15 protein-coding genes are annotated in these 20,768 nt (G+C 69.3%); 8 read left to right on the top strand and 7 right to left on the bottom strand.

Going from position 1 to position 20,768, the window contains the following annotated elements; genetic code table 11:
• The first annotated feature begins 199 nt into the window (after positions 1–199).
• Genes rfbD through OG405_RS02025 form a run of 3 tightly spaced genes read left to right on the top strand, consistent with a single transcriptional unit; the run spans position 200 to position 3,118 of the window.
• Complete coding sequence (gene rfbD / locus OG405_RS02035) at positions 200–1,069, top strand: dTDP-4-dehydrorhamnose reductase (protein WP_327149943.1); 870 nt, start codon at positions 200–202, stop codon at positions 1,067–1,069.
• An 11-nt stretch (positions 1,070–1,080) separates the two neighbouring features.
• A complete protein-coding gene (locus OG405_RS02030) occupies positions 1,081–1,983 on the top strand; it encodes a glycosyltransferase family 2 protein (protein WP_327149942.1) in 903 nt (300 codons plus the stop codon).
• A gap of 55 nt (positions 1,984–2,038) precedes the next feature.
• A complete protein-coding gene (locus OG405_RS02025) occupies positions 2,039–3,118 on the top strand; it encodes an NDP-sugar synthase (protein WP_327149941.1) in 1,080 nt (359 codons plus the stop codon).
• A 426-nt stretch (positions 3,119–3,544) separates the two neighbouring features.
• On the opposite strand, the gene OG405_RS02020 is transcribed toward OG405_RS02025, so the two are convergent.
• Positions 3,545–5,116 carry a carboxylesterase/lipase family protein gene (locus OG405_RS02020; protein WP_327149940.1) on the bottom strand — a complete coding sequence of 524 codons (1,572 nt, stop codon included), beginning with the start codon at positions 5,114–5,116 and terminating at the stop codon, positions 3,545–3,547.
• Between the two features lie 116 nt (positions 5,117–5,232).
• On the opposite strand from OG405_RS02020, the gene OG405_RS02015 reads away from it, so the two are divergent.
• Positions 5,233–5,451 carry an FmdB family zinc ribbon protein gene (locus OG405_RS02015; RefSeq protein ID WP_327149939.1) on the top strand — a complete coding sequence of 73 codons (219 nt, stop codon included), beginning with the start codon at positions 5,233–5,235 and terminating at the stop codon, positions 5,449–5,451.
• A 92-nt stretch (positions 5,452–5,543) separates the two neighbouring features.
• Here the strand turns inward: OG405_RS02015 and OG405_RS02010 are convergent, their stop codons facing one another.
• The 4 genes from OG405_RS02010 to OG405_RS01995 all read right to left on the bottom strand — a co-directional run bounded on the left by OG405_RS02010 (position 5,544) and on the right by OG405_RS01995 (position 9,304).
• On the bottom strand, positions 5,544–5,846 hold the full coding sequence (locus OG405_RS02010; RefSeq protein WP_327149938.1) for a SelT/SelW/SelH family protein: 303 nt from the start codon (positions 5,844–5,846) through the stop codon (positions 5,544–5,546).
• 52 nt (positions 5,847–5,898) lie between these two features.
• Entirely contained in the window at positions 5,899–6,288 is a 390-nt protein-coding gene (locus OG405_RS02005; RefSeq protein ID WP_442790643.1) for a YchJ family protein, read from the bottom strand.
• A gap of 50 nt (positions 6,289–6,338) precedes the next feature.
• Positions 6,339–6,710: a hypothetical protein gene (locus tag OG405_RS02000; protein ID WP_327149937.1), complete on the bottom strand. Its 372-nt coding sequence runs from the start codon at positions 6,708–6,710 to the stop codon at positions 6,339–6,341.
• Positions 6,711–6,796: 86 nt separating this feature from the next.
• Positions 6,797–9,304 (bottom strand): AAA family ATPase, encoded by a 2,508-nt coding sequence (locus tag OG405_RS01995; RefSeq protein WP_327149936.1) that lies wholly within the window; start codon positions 9,302–9,304, stop codon positions 6,797–6,799.
• 504 nt (positions 9,305–9,808) lie between these two features.
• Between OG405_RS01995 and OG405_RS01990 the strand changes: the two genes are divergently transcribed.
• The 4 genes from OG405_RS01990 to OG405_RS01975 are packed head-to-tail and all read left to right on the top strand — an operon-like array spanning position 9,809 to position 17,299.
• Positions 9,809–12,673: an SWIM zinc finger family protein gene (locus OG405_RS01990; RefSeq protein WP_327149935.1), complete on the top strand. Its 2,865-nt coding sequence runs from the start codon at positions 9,809–9,811 to the stop codon at positions 12,671–12,673.
• Positions 12,670–13,776 (top strand): ATP-binding protein, encoded by a 1,107-nt coding sequence (locus tag OG405_RS01985; RefSeq protein WP_327149934.1) that lies wholly within the window; start codon positions 12,670–12,672, stop codon positions 13,774–13,776. Before OG405_RS01990 ends, OG405_RS01985 begins: the two co-directional genes overlap by 4 nt.
• Positions 13,773–16,130 (top strand): DUF5682 family protein, encoded by a 2,358-nt coding sequence (locus tag OG405_RS01980; RefSeq protein ID WP_327149933.1) that lies wholly within the window; start codon positions 13,773–13,775, stop codon positions 16,128–16,130. Before OG405_RS01985 ends, OG405_RS01980 begins: the two co-directional genes overlap by 4 nt.
• Before the next feature lie 2 nt (positions 16,131–16,132).
• A complete protein-coding gene (locus tag OG405_RS01975) occupies positions 16,133–17,299 on the top strand; it encodes a VWA domain-containing protein (protein WP_327149932.1) in 1,167 nt (388 codons plus the stop codon).
• Between the two features lie 61 nt (positions 17,300–17,360).
• Here the strand turns inward: OG405_RS01975 and OG405_RS01970 are convergent, their stop codons facing one another.
• Positions 17,361–19,874 (bottom strand): ABC transporter permease, encoded by a 2,514-nt coding sequence (locus tag OG405_RS01970; protein WP_327152604.1) that lies wholly within the window; start codon positions 19,872–19,874, stop codon positions 17,361–17,363.
• An 82-nt stretch (positions 19,875–19,956) separates the two neighbouring features.
• A complete protein-coding gene (locus OG405_RS01965; RefSeq protein WP_327149931.1) occupies positions 19,957–20,733 on the bottom strand; it encodes an ABC transporter ATP-binding protein in 777 nt (258 codons plus the stop codon).
• Positions 20,734–20,768: the final 35 nt, after the last annotated feature.

Raw genomic sequence — 20,768 nt, 5'->3', positions numbered from 1 at the left:
TTCTTCACTCCGCCGCTCAGTCGCTGCGCTCCCTCGCCCTGTCGCTCCAGAACCGGGGCGGGCCCCGACCGTACGGATCGGTCGAGGACCCCGACCCATTTCGCGTATGCCGTCGAAACACCTTTCGCCCCACGCAGGCTAACCAACAGCAGCCCGGGTTACCCCGATTCGGCGGCCGACGGCGTGCCAGACTGGGCCGGTGAGCGCCGCCGTACCACCCGGAACCGAAGTCGCCGACCGCCTCCTCGTCACCGGGGCAGGTGGCCAGGTGGGTCGTGAACTACTCCGGCTGATACCCGCTATCCGCGCTTTCTCTCGGGCCGAGCTCGACATCACCGATCGGGCAGCGGTGGAATCGGTGGTCCGCCCGGGCGATATCGTGCTCAATTGTGCCGCGTTCACCGCGGTCGATCGGGCCGAATCCGAGCCCGGGGCCGCATTCACCGGAAACGAGACCGGCCCCGCGGTACTGGCGGCCGCCTGCGCCCGCGCCGGCGCACGGCTCGTCCACCTCTCCTCCGACTACGTCTTCCCCGGGACCGCCACGAGCCCGTATGAACCGGCCGATCCCACCGGTCCGACCACGGTGTACGGCCGCTCCAAACTCGCCGGCGAACGCGCGGTGCGCGAACTCTGCCCACAGTCCCATATCGTGCGGACGGCCTGGCTGTACTCCGGGACCGACGGTGATTTCGTGGCCACCATGCGCCGGCTCGAACGGGAACGCGACACCGTATCGGTGGTGAACGACCAGATCGGCTCCCCCACCTTCGCCGCCGATCTGGCCGCCGGGCTGCTCGAGCTGGCCGCGCGCCCCGCTGCCCCCGCTGTGCTGCATGCCACGAACGCCGGGCGGGCCAGCTGGTTCGATCTGGCCCGCGCGGTGTTCGGCGGGATCGGCGCCGACCCCGAGCGCGTCCGGCCGTGCACCACCGCGGAATTCCCCCGGCCCGCCCCCCGGCCCGCTTTCTCCGTACTGTCCGGCACCGCCTGGCACGACGCCGGCCTGACACCGTTGCGCCCGTGGGAATCCGCGCTGACCGAGGCACTCACCCGGGCCGCCCGTTAGGGTGGTGCGCTGTGAACGCTTCCGATAACCCGCACGACCGCCCACGTCTGGCCGTGGTCACGGTTACCTATTCGCCGGGCGAACATCTCGAGCATTTCATCAGCACCCTGACAACGGCCACCGCGGAGAAGCCGCAGGTCATCCTAGCCGACAACGGCTCCACCGACGGCGTCCCCGAACTCGTGGCCGACGCGAACGCCCATGTGCGTTTCCTACCCACCGGCGGCAATATCGGGTACGGCGGCGCCATCAACCGGGCCGTCGCCGAATTGGACCCCGACCTGGAATACGTCCTGATCGCCAACCCGGATATCCGCTGGGGCAACGATTCCATCGACATCATGCTGGAGGCCGCCCAGCGATGGCCCCGGGCCGGCGCCATCGGACCCATGGTTCTCGAACCCGACGGCAGCGTCTACCCCTCCGCCCGATCGGTCCCCGGAATCCTCGACGGTGCCGGTCACGCGATACTCGGTGCCGTCTGGAAGACCAACCCCTGGACCCGCCGCTACCGCCAGGAGAACCAGGAGATCTCCGAACGGACCGTCGGCTGGCTGTCCGGTTCGTGCCTGCTGGTGCGGCGCGCGGCGTTCGACTCGATCGAGGGTTTCGACTCCCGCTACTTCATGTACATGGAGGACGTCGACTTCGGCGACCGGATGGGCCGGGCCGGCTGGCACAACGTCTTCATTCCCGGCGCCGAGGTCACACATGCCAAAGGGCACGCGGCCAGCCGCCACCCCGAGACGATGCTGCCCGCCCACCACGCCAGCGCCTACCGCTTCCAGGCCGACCGGCATCCGCACTGGTGGCAGGCCCCACTGCGCTGGGCGCTGAAGGCCGGACTTGCGGTGCGCTGCCGGATTGCGGTTCGATCCGCTCTGCGAGCACGGGAGCGGGAGCAGGCCGGATAGACGACTCACCGCCCACCGTGCCGGGTCGATGATCGAATTGGGACAAGGGAGCTCCATGGCATCACAAGCAGGCGCGGACGCGGTGATTCTGGTCGGCGGAAAGGGGACGCGGCTGCGGCCGCTGACCCTGTCGGCGCCCAAGCCGATGCTCCCGACGGCCGGGGTACCGTTCCTGACCCATCTGCTGACCCGGATCGCGAGCGCCGGCCTGACCCATGTCGTGCTGGGCACCTCCTACAAGGCCGAGGTCTTCGAGGAGTACTTCGGCGACGGCGCCGAATTCGGCTTGGACCTCGAGTACGTCACCGAGACCGAACCGCTGGGCACCGGCGGCGGTATCCGCAATGTGCTACCCCGGCTCACCGCGGAGAACGTCATGGTGTTCAACGGTGACGTCCTCGGCGGTACCGATCTGCGCTCCATCCTGGAAACCCACGAGAAAACCGCGGCCGACGTCACGCTGCACCTGGTACGGGTCAGCGACCCGCGTGCCTTCGGCTGCGTACCGACCGACGCCGACGGCCGCGTCACGGCCTTCCTGGAGAAGACCCAGGACCCGCCGACCGATCAGATCAACGCCGGTTGTTATGTCTTCCGGCGCGAGTACATCGAGAAGATCCCGGCCGGGCGCCCGGTATCGGTGGAACGCGAAGTGTTCCCCGCTCTGCTGACCGAAGGCGCCCGCGTCCAGGGACACGTCGACACCTCGTACTGGCGGGATATGGGCACCCCCGAGGACTTCGTCCGCGGCTCCGCCGACCTGGTCCGAGGTATCGCCCCCTCCCCCGCACTCCCCGGCCAGCGCGGCGAATCCCTCGTCCACGAAGGCGCCGGTATCGCCCCCGGCGCACTTCTCATCGGCGGTACGGTCGTCGGTCGCGGGGCGGAAGTAGGAGCGGGTGCCCGCCTCGACGGCGCCATCCTGTTCGACGGCGCCAAGGTGGAAGCCGGGGCCACGGTGGAACGCTCCATAGTCGGCTTCGGAGCCCGTATCGGCCCCCGCGCCCTGGTCCGCGACGGTGTCATCGGCGACGGCGCCAGCGTGGGCGCCCGCTGCGAACTGCTCCGCGGTGCCCGAGTCTGGCCCGGCGTGGAGATCCCCGACGGCGGCATCCGCTTCTCCACCGACGTGTAATTTCGCGCCTTCGGTGCCGCGGACCGGCCTCGCCGAACTCGGACCGGCCTCGCCGAACTCGGACCGAGCGCCCGAGCGCCCGACCCGTCCGCGAACGGTGATCGCATACAAGCTCGGCCGCCCACACGAGCCGGCAGCCGATCCAGACGTCGAGTCCCGAAACAACCACCCGAATCCCGAAACAACCACCCGAATCCCGAAACAATTACCCGAGTCGAGTCATACGAGACACCCCAAAGGGTTGAGGCCGTCTCGCCGTTCAGGCCTCGAAGCGCATGCGACGTGCGGTCGGCCATCCGATGGACCGACCGTTGAGCACCTTCGGCCGAGGTGAACCCACCCAGGCCAGGGTCCGAGTCTCGAGGCCTGAACGGCGAGACTTCAGGGCCTCAACCCCCGCGCGCGCCAGCGCGCCAAAAACACAGCTCAAGCGAAACCTACTGCTCGTTCCCCCCATGCGGTGAGCAGATCACCTTCCGGATCCGGCGCTACGCGGTCGATCGTGTCGATCAGCAGCGTTTCCCGGGATTCCGGGTGATAGGGCGGCCAGTGTTTGGAGCCGTCCAGGGCCGCCGGGACGCCGTGGGCGGCGAAGGCCAGCCAGCGGCGCATCATCCGGCCCGATACCTCGGTGGCCTGTTTGCGGCCGCCGAGCCAGAAGGTGGGGTCGTGGTCGAAAGTGCCGAAGTTGCCGAATACGTAGGGCAGTTCGGTGGCGTGGCCGGCACCGACCCGAGCTGCCCGCAGCATGGGGGTGGCGTGGTCGAAGCGGTACATCCAGGTCCGTGAGTGTTGCGCGTGGCCGTCAGCGACCCATAGTGCGGGCATTCGGAACGCAGCGTCGGTGGACATGGCCAGCGCTCCTCGCGGCTTGGCCAGGTCGGGGTACACCGAGGTGATCTCCGCGAGCCGTTCGGCCGACAGTCCGGGATGCCCGGCCTGCACCTGTTCGAGCATCGTATTCACCGCTTCCGGAGTCACCGGCATGATCGGCGACCGGAACAGCCGGAACAGCGACGCCTCGTCCTTGTTGGTGCCGATGATGAGGGGGACACGATGGGATCGGCCGTCCCGGAAACGGTCGGTCGGGTATCCGGGCAGCAGATCCTCGTCCACCACGGGGGCCGCCGCCAGCGTCCCGGGGGCCTGCAACGGTACCTCGTCGATCAGTACGGCCGCGGCCCTGACTATCCGTTCGAGCGGGCATTCGAGCAGTTCACCGATGCGGGCCCGGGGCAGATCCATCAGTTGGCGGAACCGTTCGGCAACACCGGCCGCACGTTCCTGCCCGTACACGGTGGTCGCGGGCGGGCTCTGCGCGATGGCGCGCTGAAACAGGCCCGCGGCACGCGGCGCCGTCAGCATCGCGGTGACGCAACCCGCCCCGGAGGACTCTCCGAAGAGAGTCACATTGCCCGGGTCGCCGCCGAAGGCGCCGATATTGTCCTGTACCCATTCCAGGGCGGCGAGCTGGTCGAGGAGGCCCAGATTAGGGGCGAACTCGTCGGACAGCGACGACAGGTCCAGGAACCCGAGCGCGCCTATCCGGTAGTTCACCGTGACCACCACCGCGTCGCCGGTTTCGCAGAGGTGGCGGCCGTCGTAGACGGCCTGGGCGGCCGATCCCAGGCAGTAGGCGCCGCCGTGCAACCACACCAGTACCGGCCGGGGTTCGTCGGAGGCCGTGGCCGGGGCCCAGATATTGAGCCACAGACAGTCCTCGCCCATCGCCAGCGACTGGTCGATGGGCACGGTGTTGGCCATATCCTGTGGTGCGATCTGCCCGGAGACCACGCAATCGCGTACCCCGCCCCAGCTCATCGGGGGCCGTGGGGGCCGGAACCTACGGGGACCGGCGGGCGCGGCGGCGTACGGTACACCCCGCCAGACCGCTACCGCGCCCTCCCGGGTGCCGCGGACCGCACCGAACTCGGTTCGCGCCACCGGGGCGCGTTCGTCACCGACCGCAGGCGGCACCTCGAAGCACTGGACGTTCATCACAGACCTCCTCTACCTGTGCATTCGAGGGTACGACCGAAGTGGTTACACTTCGGTTTCGGAAATGTCGCGTTGCTCCGCGAATACCGGCCCCCGGACGGCTCTAGAATTCGGATATGCCGAGTTACGAGTTCCGCTGCCGCAGCTGCGGCGATACCTTCGAAGTCAACCGTCCGATGGCGCAGGCTTCGGATCCGGCGCATTGCCCGCACGGTCACGACGACACGGTCAAGCTGCTGACCACTTTCGCGACCACCGGCCGCGCGGCCGCCCCCGCGGTATCCGCGCCCGCCGCGTCGGCGGGTGGCTGCTGTGGGGGCGGTTGTTGCGCCTGATTTCCGCCCTGGACCGCCTCGATATTCGCGGGTGACCGGGGACAGAGCGCGGTTCGGCCACTGAAACCGGAGGCTCCGATCCTGCCCACAAATCATTTCGCGGCATCGGGATCCACGGCCGCACGGTCGCGGTCGATATGACCCAGATCGCGCGCCGGGGCGATCCGGTCCCGGACCCGCTGTTTGAGGACGGCGATATCCGGGAATCCGCCGTCGACTTTGCGCTCCCATATCTGCACCTCGTCGACCGTGATGCGGAAGACCCCGCCTTCGCCGGGAATCAACGCGACCTCACCTAAATCGGTGGTGAAGGTGGTCAGGAGTTCTTGCGCCATCCAGCTCGCCCGCAGCAGCCAGCGGCACTGGGTGCAGTATTCGATGGCGATACGCGGCATGAGGGGCACCATACCGGTGGGCTCGGCCCGCAGCCGGGCGACCGGTGCGGGGTCACCATCGTTCGATCTCGCCGTCGAGGTACTGCCAGAACCCGTCGACCCGGAGAAACCTGCTGGTCTCGTGCAATCGACCGCGACCGGCCTGGTCACGATAGTGCGCGGTGAATTCGACTGTCCCCGATTCGTCGAACGGGCCGCCCCCGGCTGTGCGCAGGATCTCCACGAAGAGCCAGCGGCGGTCGGCATCGAGCTCGAGCTCTCCGGGTCGGGTCGTGGCATGCCAGGAACGCAGCAGGTAGCCGGTATCGGCGAGGGCGAATGCGGTGAACCGGGAACGCATCAGCGCCGCGGCGCTGGGTGCCGGACGACCGGCCAGCAGCGGTCCGCAGCATTCACCGAAGGTATCGCCGCGACGGCACGGGCACGGCTTCGTATCGTCCACACTTCCGATTCTGCCCGGTGGCGGTGGCTCGGCGGGCTGTGCCGGCACGGTCATCCGGGGACGGCGGCCAGTTCCGTGGCTATCCGGGCGGTGTCGTCGCGCCAGCGGCGCAGCTCGGTGACGCCCGGCGCGAGTTCGTAGTCGTGGTGATGGGTGGCATGCGACAGCGCGGTCCACAGTGCGGCGATCCGGGCCGCCGTGAACGGGTCGGTGATCACCCGCAGGGCCAGCAGCTGGGCGCGCATCGGGCAGCGTGCCAGATCGGGTTCGGTTCGCGACCACAGATCGTCCACGGCCTGTTCGAGCGCTATCCGCAGGATCCACGCCGTCGCGCGCGACCAGACGCCGCCGGCGGCGGGCACCGAGCCGTCGAGGAGCCGGTCGGCCGCCGCCAGCCTTTCCCCGATGCTGGGGCGCGGCACCGTCTCACCGGCCGGGCGGGGCCGTACTCGGCCGGAGCGATTTCGCCCGCCGAGGCCCCGCCTCGCCCCCTCGGACCGGCGCGCGTTCACTGCGCCAGCCACTCGGCGAAGCGTTCGGTATCCGCGATCAGCTCAGCGAGATCACGCTCGATCGGAACGTGAGCCCCGGCCGTAGCGTCACGGACCACCTCGACCGCCCACCGGCCCTCCTGGGCGAGCTGTTTGTTCAGGTCGTCGATCCGATGCCCGGGACCCAGCACCGCGAGAGTGACCATGGCCCGGGTGGATTGAGCTCGATCGATGCGCCGCTGCACCTCCCGGTGATCCATTCCGTCGGCCAGCAGCACCCGTTTCGCCCGGGCCAGGCTCGCCGCTTCCAGCGCGGAACGGCAACAGGTGGCCACGAGCTCATCGGCTATGGTGCGCGGCAACTGCGGCGTGCGCAGTAGAGCACGGGCATCATCGAGGTAGCGGTGCACCGGGTCGCCGGCGGGGCGGATTTCCACCACCGACCGTTCTCGCCGCTGTACTTCGATGATCCGGGCATCGATCTGCATTCTCCGCACCGCCTCGGCCAGCCGGTCGTCGTGGGTGAACACCACCACCTGCCGTTCCCAGGCGACAGTGGCCAGGACCCGGGCCAGCCCGTCCACTTTGGCGGGGTCCATGGCCTGGACCGGATCGTCGATCACGACGAACCGGAACGGGCTTGCCGCGACGGTGGCGCGCGGCAGGAACAGCGCCAGTCCGAGCGCGTGCAGTTCACCTTGACTCATCACGCCCAGCGCGGCACCGTCGACCTCGTCGACGGTCACCTCCAGATGGACCCGGCGGGCGCTGTTCGCGTTGCCCTGCAGATGGATTCCGCCGAGTTCGACGCTGCTCTGCTGGCGCAGGGTCTGCCACACCCACCGCGCGGTTCCGGCCAACGGGGCGAGCCGTTCGTCGCGCACTCGCGCGGTAGCCGATTTCAGCCACTCCTCGGCCGCGCGAGTGGTCTGCAGCTCGGCGGCCTGCGCGGTGACGGCACGGGTGAGTTCGAGCCAGACTCGCAGCCGCGGCACGAACGGCGCCCATGCCTCGTCGAGCCGGTCGAGTTCCTTTCCGGCGCGCTGTTGGGCGAAACCCAGCTCCGCGCACAAGCGTTCGTGAACGGCGCGCAGACGGCCGGGTAACTCGTCGAGTTGCGGGGCCTCGGGCAGGCCCACCCAGTGAGCCCAGGTCTCGATCAGGCCGACAGTATCGAGGCCGGCGTTTTCGCCCGCGGTGATCAGTTCCGGTGGAAGGTTTCCCGTCGACGCCCGCAGATCGGCGAGGGCTCCGGTGAGATCGGCGCGGGCCAGCGCCAGATCCGGGGTCCGTATCGAAAGACCGTCGATGGCGGCCGCGGTGTCGAGCAGCCATTGCCGGTCCAGGGTGCCGTGACCGCATACCGGGCAGGGCACGATGTCGTGGCCGACGCGCTCGGCGTCCGGGCCGGCGGGCAGCGCCGGATCGGCCGACGACGCCGGTGGCGCGATCCGTACGTGGTCCACGACGTGCGCGTACGCGGCGCGCAACAGCTCGAGTATTCGCAGATCCGCGACCACTTCGGGTGCGGTCGCCCCGGCGACCGCGGCGACCGCGGCGGAGATCCGCTCGGCCAGTGCCTCGATACGGTCTGCGGAGGGCAGTTCCAGGGCCAGCACCGCGCGTAATGCCTCCGGTTCCGGACCGGCGGCGGTATCGGCCGTCAACTCCTCGAGTTCGGCGATTGCGGGTATCGGATCGCGCAGCAGCGCACCGGCGCGCAGCGCACGGCGATCGGTGACTTCGGCGAGCTCGGCCAGTAGGGTCTGCCGTTCCCGGCGGGCGGTCCGGGCCGCCCGCTCCAGATCCAGGCGGCGGACCCGGATCCGCTCGTGCGCGGCGATGAGCTCGTCCAGGCCCAGCAACTGGTGCAGAGCGTCGAACAGTTCGCTGGGCTTACCGTCGACCAGCGCGCCGAGCTCGCTGTAGGACAGGAACGGCCGGTACAGCTCCATGGGCATCGCCCAGGCGCCGCCGTCGAACACCCGCTCCGGGCCGTTCCCGCGGCGCTGGGTCCAGACACCGCCCGACAGCGGCTCGTCGGTGTCCCATTCCCGGGTGACGGTGAGCCCTGATTCCGGACCGTCGGTACGCATTTCCAGTTCCACCCGGACAGGCCCGGTCCGGTGCAGATTTCGCCAACCCTCGCGCCAGGTGGCCGAGCGGCCGTCCCAGCGGCGGTTACCTCCGGTCAGCGCGAGTTCCGCGGCTTCGGCGAAACTCGACTTCCCACTCCCGTTTCGGCCGGTCACCAGCGTCAGGCCCGGCCCGGCCGGTAGGTCGAGGGTGGTCTCGGGACCGATGCCCCGGAAGCCCCCCACCCGGACGGCGTTCAGGAATACCCCGGCGATCGCCGGGCTTGCCGCGCCACCGGCGGATTCGGCCGACGTGTTCGACGCTTCGAGGGCCGCACGAACGATTGCCGCCGCTTTGCCGGGAAGTTCCGGATCGGTATCGATACGGCGGGCGATCAATTCGGTGAGCCCTATCGATATTTCCCCGGATTCGGCACGCCCAGGCTCCACGAAAGTTCTCCACCCCTCGAGGCCACACGCCTGTCGAGCCCCCGCATGTGGCCGTACGGTCGAAAGCTCTGCGAAACGCTACCCGATAGCGGCCGATCCGGACAGAGCCGGTTCGCGGCTCCGTCCCGGACGGTTGCGGACACCACACCGGAACCGGACGCCTGGGAGCTGCGCACGGCCGACGGCGCGAACTGACCCGCGGGGATGGGATCTGGTCATCGGCCGGGCCGATCGGCTGCCGATGGCCACCCCTCGCCAACCCCGTCGGGTAGCTCGTCGGTGTGTCACCCTTCGGGGGTGGCTCGGTCTGGCCGAACAGAACAGAATGCCAGAGACGCCCGGATCGTGCAACATTTCCGGTACGCACGCGGCGCCCGAATACGGCTCGGCGACAAGACCTTCCGCTGGTGACCGGACTGCGAAGAGATTCTGTCGGTGGGATGCGATAGAAATCTCGGGACTGAGAAACGGGGGCACGATGACCGACCGAAACAGGTTCGCCGGATGACACAACGGTGGACCGACAACCAGGTGAGCGCACTCGCACCCGATACGAGTTCGCTTGCCGCCGCACGCAAACTGGCCGGAAAATGGTCCGGCACAGGCTGCTCCGAAACGGCACTGTGGGGTTTGTGCAAGGGGAGCGGGAAAACTCCGTACCAGACGATCGTCGATCTGACCGGCCCCGCCTTCCGCTGCTCCTGCCCGAGCCGGAAGTTCCCGTGTAAACACGCCCTGTCGCTGCTGATGCTCTGGTCGACGGGCACGGTGACCGAAACCGCCGATACGGCCGATTTCGCCGCCGAATGGATGGGCCGGCGCGCGGAGAAGGCAGCCGCCCCGCCGAAGAAACTCCGCAGTGACGGTCCGGCGACCACGCAGCAACGGCAGGAACGAGTGGAGGCCGGACTGGCCGAGCTCCGCACCTGGCTCGCCGACCAGGTACGCACCGGGCTGGCCCAGACAGATCGCTCACACGCGGCTTTCGAAGCGGTAGCCGCGCGGCTGGTGGACGCTCAGGCACCGGGGGCAGCCGCGGCGATGCGCCGTCTGCCCGATGCCGTGGTGCGGCGGCCGGATTGGCCGGAAGTGGTGCTGGGCCGGTTCTCGTGGTTGCACCTGCTCATCACCGCGCATACGAAACTGGATGCGCTGCCCGCCCCGTTGGCGGCCGCCGTCCGCAGCCGGATCGGGTATCCGACCTCCGCGGATTCGGTACAGGCCGAACCCACCGTCGGCGACCGATGGCTGACCGTCGGAATGCGCACCGGAGAAGAGGAGCGGCTGCACACCCGGCTCACCTGGCTCTACGGAATGCGCACCGGCCGCTGGGCATTGCTGGTCGACCATTCGTTCGGCTCCCCCGTCTTCATCGCGAACACCCCGCCGATCGGGCTGACGGCCGAATACGACCTGCACTTCTATCCGGTGGCGGCGCCGCTGCGCGCCGTGGTGGGACCGGACCGGGACGACACGGCACCCACGGCCGCCGAACTGCCGGCGACTGCCGGGTCGGGCAGTATCGCCACAGCACTGACGGATTTCGCGGCGGCGGTGGCCGCCGATCCCTGGCTCGAATCCTGGCCCGTACTGCTGCGCGGAGTGACACCCACTCAGCAGGGCGAGGACTGGCTGCTCGCCGAACCCGACGGTAGCGCGCTGCCGCTGGAGACACCCGAACAGCCGTGGCGGTTGCTCGCACTGTCCGGAGGGTGGCCGGTGACCGTCTTCGGCACCTGGACCGGCCGCCGACTCGAGGTGATCTCGGTAGTGGTCGGCGGTGAATTCCACGATGCCGGCCCGCCGGCGGATTCCGCCGGTCCGGCCGTCACCGCGACACCCGAGGCGGCGTCGATCGCCCTACTCGGCACCGCGCGAGGTGCGGCCGACCCGCCGGGACTTCCCGAACCGGTTGCCGCGACCGTCACGGCGTTGTCCGGCCGGGATGCCGCCGGTCGGCTGCTCGAGACCACCGCGCTGGACATGGCCTGGACTCGCGGCGGGTATCTGCCGCGCCGGATCGAAGTGCCCGGCGAACCGGCCGCCGAGGATCCGCGTCCGGTACTGCCGCGCCCGGCGGCCGACCGGCTGGCCCTGCTGATCGAATCCCGTCCCGATTTCCTACCCGAATGGTTTGCCGCCGCGGCGCCACACGATTACCGCGCCCCGGATCGGCTCACCGGCCAATTGCTCGAATTCGCCGCGGGCAACAGCGAGTTGCGCGAGGCGGCGCTGGCACTGGCCGGGGCTCGCGGCCGCTGGCTGGCCGGGCGGATTCCACGCTGGCACGATCTGGTCCGGCGCGATACCGCACAACCCGAGCCGGAGAACGAGACCTGGCACCTCGGGCGGCCACCGGAACGCCTGCGGTGGCTGACCGATCTGCGGCGCCGCGATCCGGCGGCCGCACGCGACGCGCTGGCTGAGGCCTGGTCCCGGGAATCGGGCGCGCCCAAGGCGGAACTGCTCGGCGTACTGGCCGATGGATCGAGTCCCGAGGACGAGGATCTGCTCGAACGCGCGCTGGACGATCGCCGGGGTGATGTGCGACGGACCGCCGCCGAGCTATTGGCCCGCCTGCCGGGCTCGGCTTTCGCCGAACGGATGACCGGTCGCGCGACCGCCTGGCTGAAATGCGCGGAGGCCGGTTCGGGCGAGGGCTCCGAGCTGATCGTCGGTATTCCGGAGAGCCTCGACAAGGCTTCGATCCGCGACGGATTCACCGACAGCACCACGGAGTTCGGGTACCGGTGGAACGGGCGACCGGATCTACCCGCTACCAGACTCCGGAAGTTGGTCGCCGGACTGCCACTGAGTTACTGGACCGAACCGCTCGGCCCGCCGGTTCGCGCCTGTGCCACGCGAGTGGACGATCGCTTCCGGCAACCGCTGTTCGACGGTTGGATGGACGCGGCGCTGGCCCAGCGCGATACCGACTGGGGCCACGCGCTGTTCACCGCCGGCCTGCCGTCGAATCTGGCCATCCTGCGCCGTCGCGAACTGTTCGCACTGATCCCCTCGGGCGATCAGCTCCGGCATCTGCTCGGGCTGGGGTCGGCCTGGTTGTCCGAACTCGAATCCCTGCTGCCCGCGATGGCCCATCCCTGGCCACCGGAACTCGCCCGGCACCTACTGCACCTGTTCGAAGAGCGAGCCCGGACGGCAGCGGCCCGGCGGGGCGCACCGGGGACCTATCCCAGCGCGCACCGTTCACTGCTGCACACCGCCACCCTCCATCTACCACCCGAATGCGCGGGTGCGGTCACCGCGCTGGCCGGCCGTTGCGAAGCCGACGACTGGGCGGCGGCCCTCGGAACGCTCGCCCACGACCTCCACCAACGATCCGTGATGCTCGAGGAGCTGAAATGACCACTGTCGCCACCGAATCCGCCCCGACACTGCTGCGCCCGCATGCCGAACAGTCGTTCGCCGACGAACTGCGGGCCCTCGGCGCCGCCGACGACCGGCCGCGCCCGCCCTCCTGGACGATGTCGCCGTGGGCGGTGGTGACCTACCTGCTGGGCGGCACCCTCGCCGACGGCACCGTGATCACGCCGAAGTATGTGGGACCGCGCCGGCTCATGGAGGTCGCGGTCGCGACCCTGGCCACCGATCGCGCCCTGCTGCTGCTCGGTGTGCCCGGCACCGCCAAGACCTGGGTCTCCGAACACCTCTCGGCGGCCATCAGCGGATCGTCGACCCTGCTGGTCCAGGGCACTTCGGGTACCGCCGAGGAGGCCATCCGGTACGGCTGGAACTACGCCCGGTTGCTCGCCGAAGGGCCGAGCGAGGCCGCACTGGTGCCCTCACCGATCCTCAACGCCATGCGTACCGGCGCGATCGCCCGGCTCGAGGAACTCACCCGGATCCCCTCGGATGTGCAGGACGCCCTGATCACGATCCTTTCGGAGAAGACCCTGCCGGTCCCCGAACTCGGGATGGAAGTCCAGGCCGCCAAGGGTTTCAACATCATCGCGACCGCCAACGACCGGGACCGCGGTGTGAACGAGCTGTCCTCGGCGCTCCGCCGCCGGTTCAACACCGTCGTGCTCCCGCTGCCGGGCAGTGAGGCCGACGAGATCGATATCGTGACCCGCCGGGTCGAACAGCTGGGCTCGGCCCTGGAACTGCCCGAGGTCCCGGCCGCCGCCGAGGAGGTGCGGCGCGTGGTGCGGATCTTCCGGGAGCTGCGGGCGGGTATGACCGCAGACGGCCGGACCAAACTGAAATCCCCGTCGGGCACACTTTCGACCGCCGAGGCGATCTCCGTGATCACCAACGGTATGGCTCTGTCGGCGCATTTCGGTGACGGGGTGTTGCGGGCGGCCGATATCGCGGGCGCGGTGGTCGGTTCGGTGATCAAGGATCCGGTGGCCGATTCGGTGGTGTGGACCGAATACCTCGAGGCCGTGGTCCGCGAACGCCGGGAGTGGTCCGATTTCTACCGCGCCTGCCGGGAGATCAACGGATGAGCCCCGCGGACGCGGGTGACCCCGGGCATACCCGGGTCTACGGAATACGCCACCACGGTCCCGGATCGGCCCGGTCGCTGCGCCTGGCTCTGGAAGAGTTCCGGCCGGACACCGTGCTGATCGAAGGTCCGGCGGACGCGGACCCGCTGGTGATCCACACCGCCGCCGCATCGATGGCGCCACCGGTCGCGCTGCTCGGTTATGTCTCCGACGAGCCGGCGCGCGCGGCGTTCTGGCCCTACGCGGTGTTCTCCCCGGAATGGCAGGCGCTGCGCTACGCGGTGGAAAACGATGTGCCGGTCCGCTTCTGCGATCTGCCCGCCGCCCAGGTACTGGCGGTCGACGATCGGTCCGGTGGTCGCGACGCCCTCGCCGAACTGGCGTCCGCGGGCGGATACGATGATGCCGAGCGCTGGTGGGACGCGGTGGTCGAATCGAGTTCGGACACCGGCACCTTCGCGGCCATCACCGAGGCCATGGCCGCGCTCCGGGAGACCGCACTCATCGAACCGGAGACCGGCACCGACGCCGGTGAGCCGGAACCCCGAGCGGGAGAGGGTGAACCGGGCGGTCCGGCCGCCGATGATCCGTCCGGCGGTTTCCCGGCCACCTCGGTCGACGAAGGCGGCGCTACCGAACCGGCGCCACCGGAACCCGAACCGCTGGTGCTCGATCGGCACACGCTGATCCGGGAAGCCCATATGCGACAGGTACTGCGCAAGGCACGCAAGGACGGCGCCCGCCGGATCGCCGTCGTCTGCGGCGCGTGGCATGCTCCCGCCCTCCAGGAGCCGCTCGGCCCGGCCGCTGCGGATATCCGCCTGCTGAAAGGTCTCCCGAAGGTCAAGTCCACCCTGACCTGGGTGCCGTGGACGCATTCCCGGCTCGCCGCGGCATCCGGTTACGGCGCGGGAGTCACCTCGCCGGGGTGGTATCACCATCTGTTCACCGAGACCGAGCGGCCCATCGCCTCCTGGCTCACCAAGGTCGCCGGCGTCCTGCGGGGCCACGACCTGCCGGTGTCGAGCGCCCACATCATCGAGGCCGTACGGCTGGCCGAAACCCTGGCCGCCCTACGGGGCCGGCCACTGGCCGGACTGTCCGAGGTCACCGAGGCGACGCGGGCCGTGCTGTGCGAGGGCGACGAGACCGTGCTGCGCTCGGTCGGTATGGAGCTGGTCGTCGGCGAGGCACTCGGCGCCGTACCGTCCGAGGCGCCGACCGTACCGCTGGAAGCCGATCTCCGAGCCGAGGCACGGACCCTGCGGCTGAAGCAGGAGACGCTGATCCGGACTCTGGACCTGGACCTGCGCAAAGAGCGCGATATCGCCAGATCCCGGCTGCTGCACCGGCTCCGGCTCCTGGGCGTGCACTGGGGCGTCCCCAGCGCCGGCACAGTGCGGTCGACGGGCACTTTCCGGGAGACCTGGGAACTGCGCTGGGAACCGGAATTCGCGGTCCGGGTGATCGAGGCGTCCCGATGGGGCACCACCGTGCGGGTGGCGGCCGAGGCAAAGATCCTCGATACGGCCGCACGGCCCGGCAGCGGGGTCACCGAACTCACCGAGGCACTGGAATTCGCGTTGCTCGCCGAACTGCCGGGTGCTCTCGACGGACTGATCGGCCGCCTCGGTTCGGCGGCGGCGGTGGACCACGATATGACCCATCTGCTGGCGGCGCTGCCGGGAGTGCTCCGCACACTGCGCTATGGGGATGTCCGGGGCACCGACACCTCCGCTCTGACCCACGTCGCGGACAGCATGCTGATCCGGATCTGCGCCGGCCTACCCGCCGCGGTCACCGGGCTCGGTGATGACACCGCGGCGGCGTTGCGCGATCAGCTCGATACCGCCACCACCGCGATTCGCACCCGTGACCACGCCGAATCCACCCGACAGTGGCTGGCGGTACTGGCTCGGCTGGCCGACCGGCCCGATGTGCACGGTCTGCTGGTGGGCCGGACGGTGCGCCTGCTCTGCGACGCCGACCGGTTCGATACCGACGAGGCGGCCCGGCGACTGTCGGCGGCGCTGTCGGTCGGCAATACCGCGGCCGCGAAGGCGGCATGGGTCGACGGTTTCGTCGGTGGCCGCGGACTGGTGCTGGTCCACGACCGGGCCCTGCTGCGACTCATCGACGATTGGCTCGCCGGGTTGGCCGAGGAACAGTTCGTCGAAGTCGTCCCGCTGTTGCGCCGCACTTTCGGTGCGTTCGAATCCGGGGAACGTCGCGCGATCGGCGCGGCGGTGCGCGACGGACGCCCGGCCACGACCGCCGCCACTACCGCTACCGACCCCGAGCGCGGCCTGCTCGCCCTGCGGACCGTCGCCGACATCCTGGGGGTGCCCGCATGAACATGACTACACCGCAAGGGATCACCGAGGAAGCGCGGTTGCGCCGTTGGCGTCTCGTCCTCGGTTCGGCCGCCGAACCGGCTCTCGGCGGCCTCGGTACCGCCGACGACAAAGCCATCGACAAGGCCCTCGGCGCGGTCTACGACACCGGCGCGGGTGGTTCACGTGGGGACCGGGCCGGTGGTCTCGGTGGTTCGGCCCCGCGGGTGGCCCGCTGGCTCGGTGATATCCGCACCTATTTCCCGTCGACCGTGGTCGAGGTCGTCCAACGCGATGCGGTGGAGCGGCTGAACCTCACCCAATTGCTGCTGGAACCCGAACTGATGGAGGCGGTCGAACCCGATGTGCATCTGGTCGGCACGCTGCTCAGCCTGAATCGGGTGATCCCGGAGACCACCAAGGCGACCGCCCGGATGGTGGTGTCGAAGGTCGTCGAAGAGATAGAACGACGGATCGCGACCAAGACGGCGGCCGCGGTGAGCGGGGCACTCAACCGCTCGGCTCGAACCTCGCGGCCCAAACCGCGCGATATCGATTTCGACCGAACCATCCGCAAGAACCTCGCGAACTATCTGCCGGAGCAGCGCACCATCATCGCCGAGCGACTGGTGGGTTACGGCAGGCGTGCCCAGACGGTGCATCGCGACGTGATCCTCGCGATCGACCAATCCGGTTCGATGGCCTCCAGCGTCGTCTACTCCTCGGTCTTCGGCGCGGTCCTGGCGTCGATGCGGTCGCTGCGTACCTCGCTGGTGGTCTTCGACACCGAGGTCGTGGACCTCACCGAGAAACTGGCCGACCCCGTCGATGTGTTGTTCGGCACCCAGCTGGGCGGCGGCACCTATATCAACCGTGCCATCGCCTACTGCCAAACGCTGATCACCCGCCCCGCCGACAGCCTGTTCTTCCTCATCTCCGATCTCTACGAGGGCGGAGTCCGGGAGGAAATGCTGCGCCGCGTACACGCCATGAAGGAGTCCGGCGTGCAGGTGGTGGTACTACTGGCGCTCTCCGACGACGGCGCGCCCTCCTATGACCGCGAGAACGCGGCGGCTCTGGCGGCGCTGGGTGTTCCGGCGTTCGCGTGCACCCCCGACCGGTTCCCGGACCTGCTGGCCCAGGCACTGAACCGGGGCGATCTCATGCACTGGGGCGACGAGAACCGCTGACCCGGGGCGAATTCGCCGATTCCGTGGTCCGGCCCGCACGGACCGGACCACGGAATCGGCGTCACAGATCGGCGATCGCGGCCAGCGGTGGGGTGCGAGCGGCTCGGATCGCCGGCCAGAGCGCGGCCAGGACACCCACGACGGCCGAGCCGACCAGCATGTACACCAGTTGATCCCACGGCACCGCGATCTGGTCCAACCCGAGATCACGCAGGGTGCGCAGGAACCCGACGCCCAGGACCAGGCCCAGGACCGCGCCGACCAGCGCGCCGAACACCGCGATCAGCATCGATTCCAGGTAGATCGTGCGACGTACCTGCGCACGCTGGGTGCCCACCGCGCGCAGCATGCCGATCTCTCGGCGCCGCTCCACCACCGACAACGCCAGCGTGTTGACGATACCGAGTACCGCGATCACCACGGCCAGCGCGAGCAGCCCGTACAGGATGGCCAGCAGATTATTGATCTGCTTCGCGTTCTCGCCCTTGAATTCCTCGCGATCCTGGACTTGCACGATCACGAATTCCTCGGTGGCACGCTCCAGATCGGTGCGCATGGACGCGAGGTCGGTGCCGGGCCGGGCCTTGATCAGCACCGCGGCGTCGACTCGCATGGCGACCGGTACCGCCCGCTCGTAGACCGTGGGCGGCACGATCAGCGGGCCCAGCACCTGCGAGTCCGCGTACACCCCGGAGACGGTCAGCGGAATCTCGGTACCGTCGAGGGTTTTCACCGCCAGCCGGTCGCCGGCGGTGACACCGTGTTCGGTGGCTTCATCCGCACCCATCAGGATCTCCGAATCCCCCAGTGTCGCCGAACCGCTGAGCATGTCCAGGTTCACGACCTGATCCAGGGCGCCGTCGGGTGAGGTGCCGAACTCGTCGTCGTCATCGATCTTCAACGCCACCGCACGCAATCCCACGGCATGCGCCGCTTCGGGTACCTTCGCCCGCACCGCGTCGGCGGCACCGGTCGGCACACCCATCAGCTGCGGTCCGGTGAGGACGTAGTCGGCTTCGATGCCCTGGTCCACCAGGCGGGAGATACTGACCTTCGCGGATTCGCCCAGCATTCCGATGGCGGTGACCAGCATCAGTCCCAGGGTCAGTGCGAAGGCCGTGGCGGCGGTGCGGCGCGGGTTGCGGATGGCGTTGTTGCGCGCCATCCGCCCGATCGACCCGAAGGGCCGGATCAGCCAGCCCAGCCCGGCCAGCACCGGACGCGACAGGGCGGGCGAGGCGAACAATACGGCCAGGATCAGCCCGAGCGCACCGACGCCGACCACCGCGGCCGCACCGCCACCGGTGTGACGGGCACCCAGCACCACCAGCACGATGCCCACCACCCCCAGCACCGCACCGGTCACCGTGCGGGCGCGTAGCGAGTCACCGGCGGAGGCGAATTCTTCCCGCATGGCCTGAACCGGCGGGATCCGGGAGGCTCGGCGGGCCGGTGCGTACGCGCTCACCACCGTCACCAGCAGACCGACCACGAAAGCTACCGCCACGGTCCGAGGCAGGACGGCCATCCGGCCGGTCGGTAACCCGAGATCGAAGGCATTCAGCAGACCGGCCAGGCCGTAGGCGAGCGCGATACCGGCCAGCAGTCCGAGCAGACTGCCGAGCACTCCCACGACCAGGGCTTCACCGACCACCGACCGGCCGACCTGACTGCGGCTCGCGCCGACGGCCCGCAGCAACGCCAGTTCGCGCAGCCGCTGCGCCACCAGCATCGAGAACGTGTTGTAGATGATGAAGGTGCCGACGATCAGCGCGATGGCGCCGAAGGCCAGCAGGAAGTAGTTCAGGAAGTTCAGCGCCTCGGAGATCTGGGCCCTCATATCGGCGCGCACCTGATCGCCGTTCTGCACCTTGTAGTCCGGGTACAGCATGGACAGCCGGTCGCGCAGAGTATCGCCCGCAATGCCTTCGGCCGCGATATCGAGGTAGGCGATATGCTCACCGTCGGTGAACAGTTCCCGGGCCTGGGCCTCGGTGAACTGCAACCCGATGAAGCCACCGGTATCCGAGGGTGGGGCGTAGGTGCCGGTGAGTGTTACATCGATGGGCCCGCCGAAGGAGGGCACGAGCACCTTGGTGTGGTCCCCGACTTTCAGGCCGGCCCGTTCGGCGGCGCCGGTATTCAGCGCTATCTGCCCTGGTCCGGCCGGAGGCGCGCCCGCCACGAACGGATCGGGTTCGGCGACTGCCTGCTGCGGCGGGATATAGGCCTGCCCCCAACTGGGGGCGCCGCCGGTCTGCACCGCCTTCTTCCCGGCCGGATCGAGCAGCACCACCGCGCCTTCGATACCCGGGGCCACCGTGCGGACCCCGTCCATACCGGCCACCCGGTCGACCACGTCCTGGGGAATACCCGCGGACTGCCGCTCCTCCGGGCTGATTCGCACATCGACACCCTTGGCCTCGCCGGCGAAGATCCCGTCGAAGGTGCGCTGCAACGTATCGGTGAAAACGAACGAGCCAGCGATGAACGCCGTCCCGAGTACCACCGAGAGCAGAGTCAGTACCAGCCGCACCTTGTGCGCGGCGAGATTGCGCAGGGCAACCCTGCGCATGGGATGGGCGGCCACTACCGGACCACCTCCGCAGCCCGGGTCCGCACCGCGGACCCCGCGCTCCGGCACGCCTCGTGGTGCGTCACCGGACCTCCAGCGCTTTCATCCGGTCCAGCACCGAATCGGCGGTCGGATCGCGCATCTCGTCCACGATCCGGCCGTCCGCCAGGAACACGACCCGGTCCGCGTAGGCCGCGGCGGTGGGTTCGTGGGTGACGATGACGACCGTCTGACCGAATTCGTCCACCGCCGCCCGCAGGATGGACAGAACCTCACCGGAGGATCGCGAGTCCAGGTTGCCGGTCGGTTCGTCGCCGAAGATGATCTGCGGTTTGCCCGCCAGCGCCCGCGCGCAGGCGACCCGCTGCTGCTGGCCGCCGGACAGTTCGCTGGGCCGGTGCCCTAGACGGTCCTCGAGACCGAGCCGTTTCAGCACAGTGGCGAGCCATTCGGCGTCCGGGGTGCGCCCGGCGATATCCAGCGGCAGGGTGATGTTCTCCAGCGCGGTCAGGGTCGGGACCAGGTTGAACGCTTGGAAGACGAAACCGATGCGGTCCCGCCGCAGCGCGGTCATCTGTTTGTCGGACAGATCGGTGAGTTCGGTGTCGCCGATCACCACCCGGCCCGAGCTCGCCTCGTCCAAGCCTGCCAGACAGTGCATGAGGGTCGATTTCCCGGACCCGGACGGGCCCATGATCGCGGTGAACTCGCCCCGCCCGAAATCGACCGATACGGCGTCCAGCGCGGTGACCCGCGTATCCCCGGTCCCGTAGACCTTGGTCAGTTCGATGGCGCCGGCGGCGACGGTGGACGGGGCGCCCGGCTCGGCCGGGTCCACGTCGACAGCGTGAGCAGTCATGGGTCCAGTCTGTCGGGCCGCCGCGAGAGGCGCCA

Origin of the sequence: Nocardia sp. NBC_01329 (genome assembly GCF_035956715.1) — a bacterium.
In the GTDB taxonomy this organism is placed as follows: domain Bacteria; phylum Actinomycetota; class Actinomycetes; order Mycobacteriales; family Mycobacteriaceae; genus Nocardia.
This window is presented reverse-complemented; position numbering and strand designations above follow the sequence as displayed.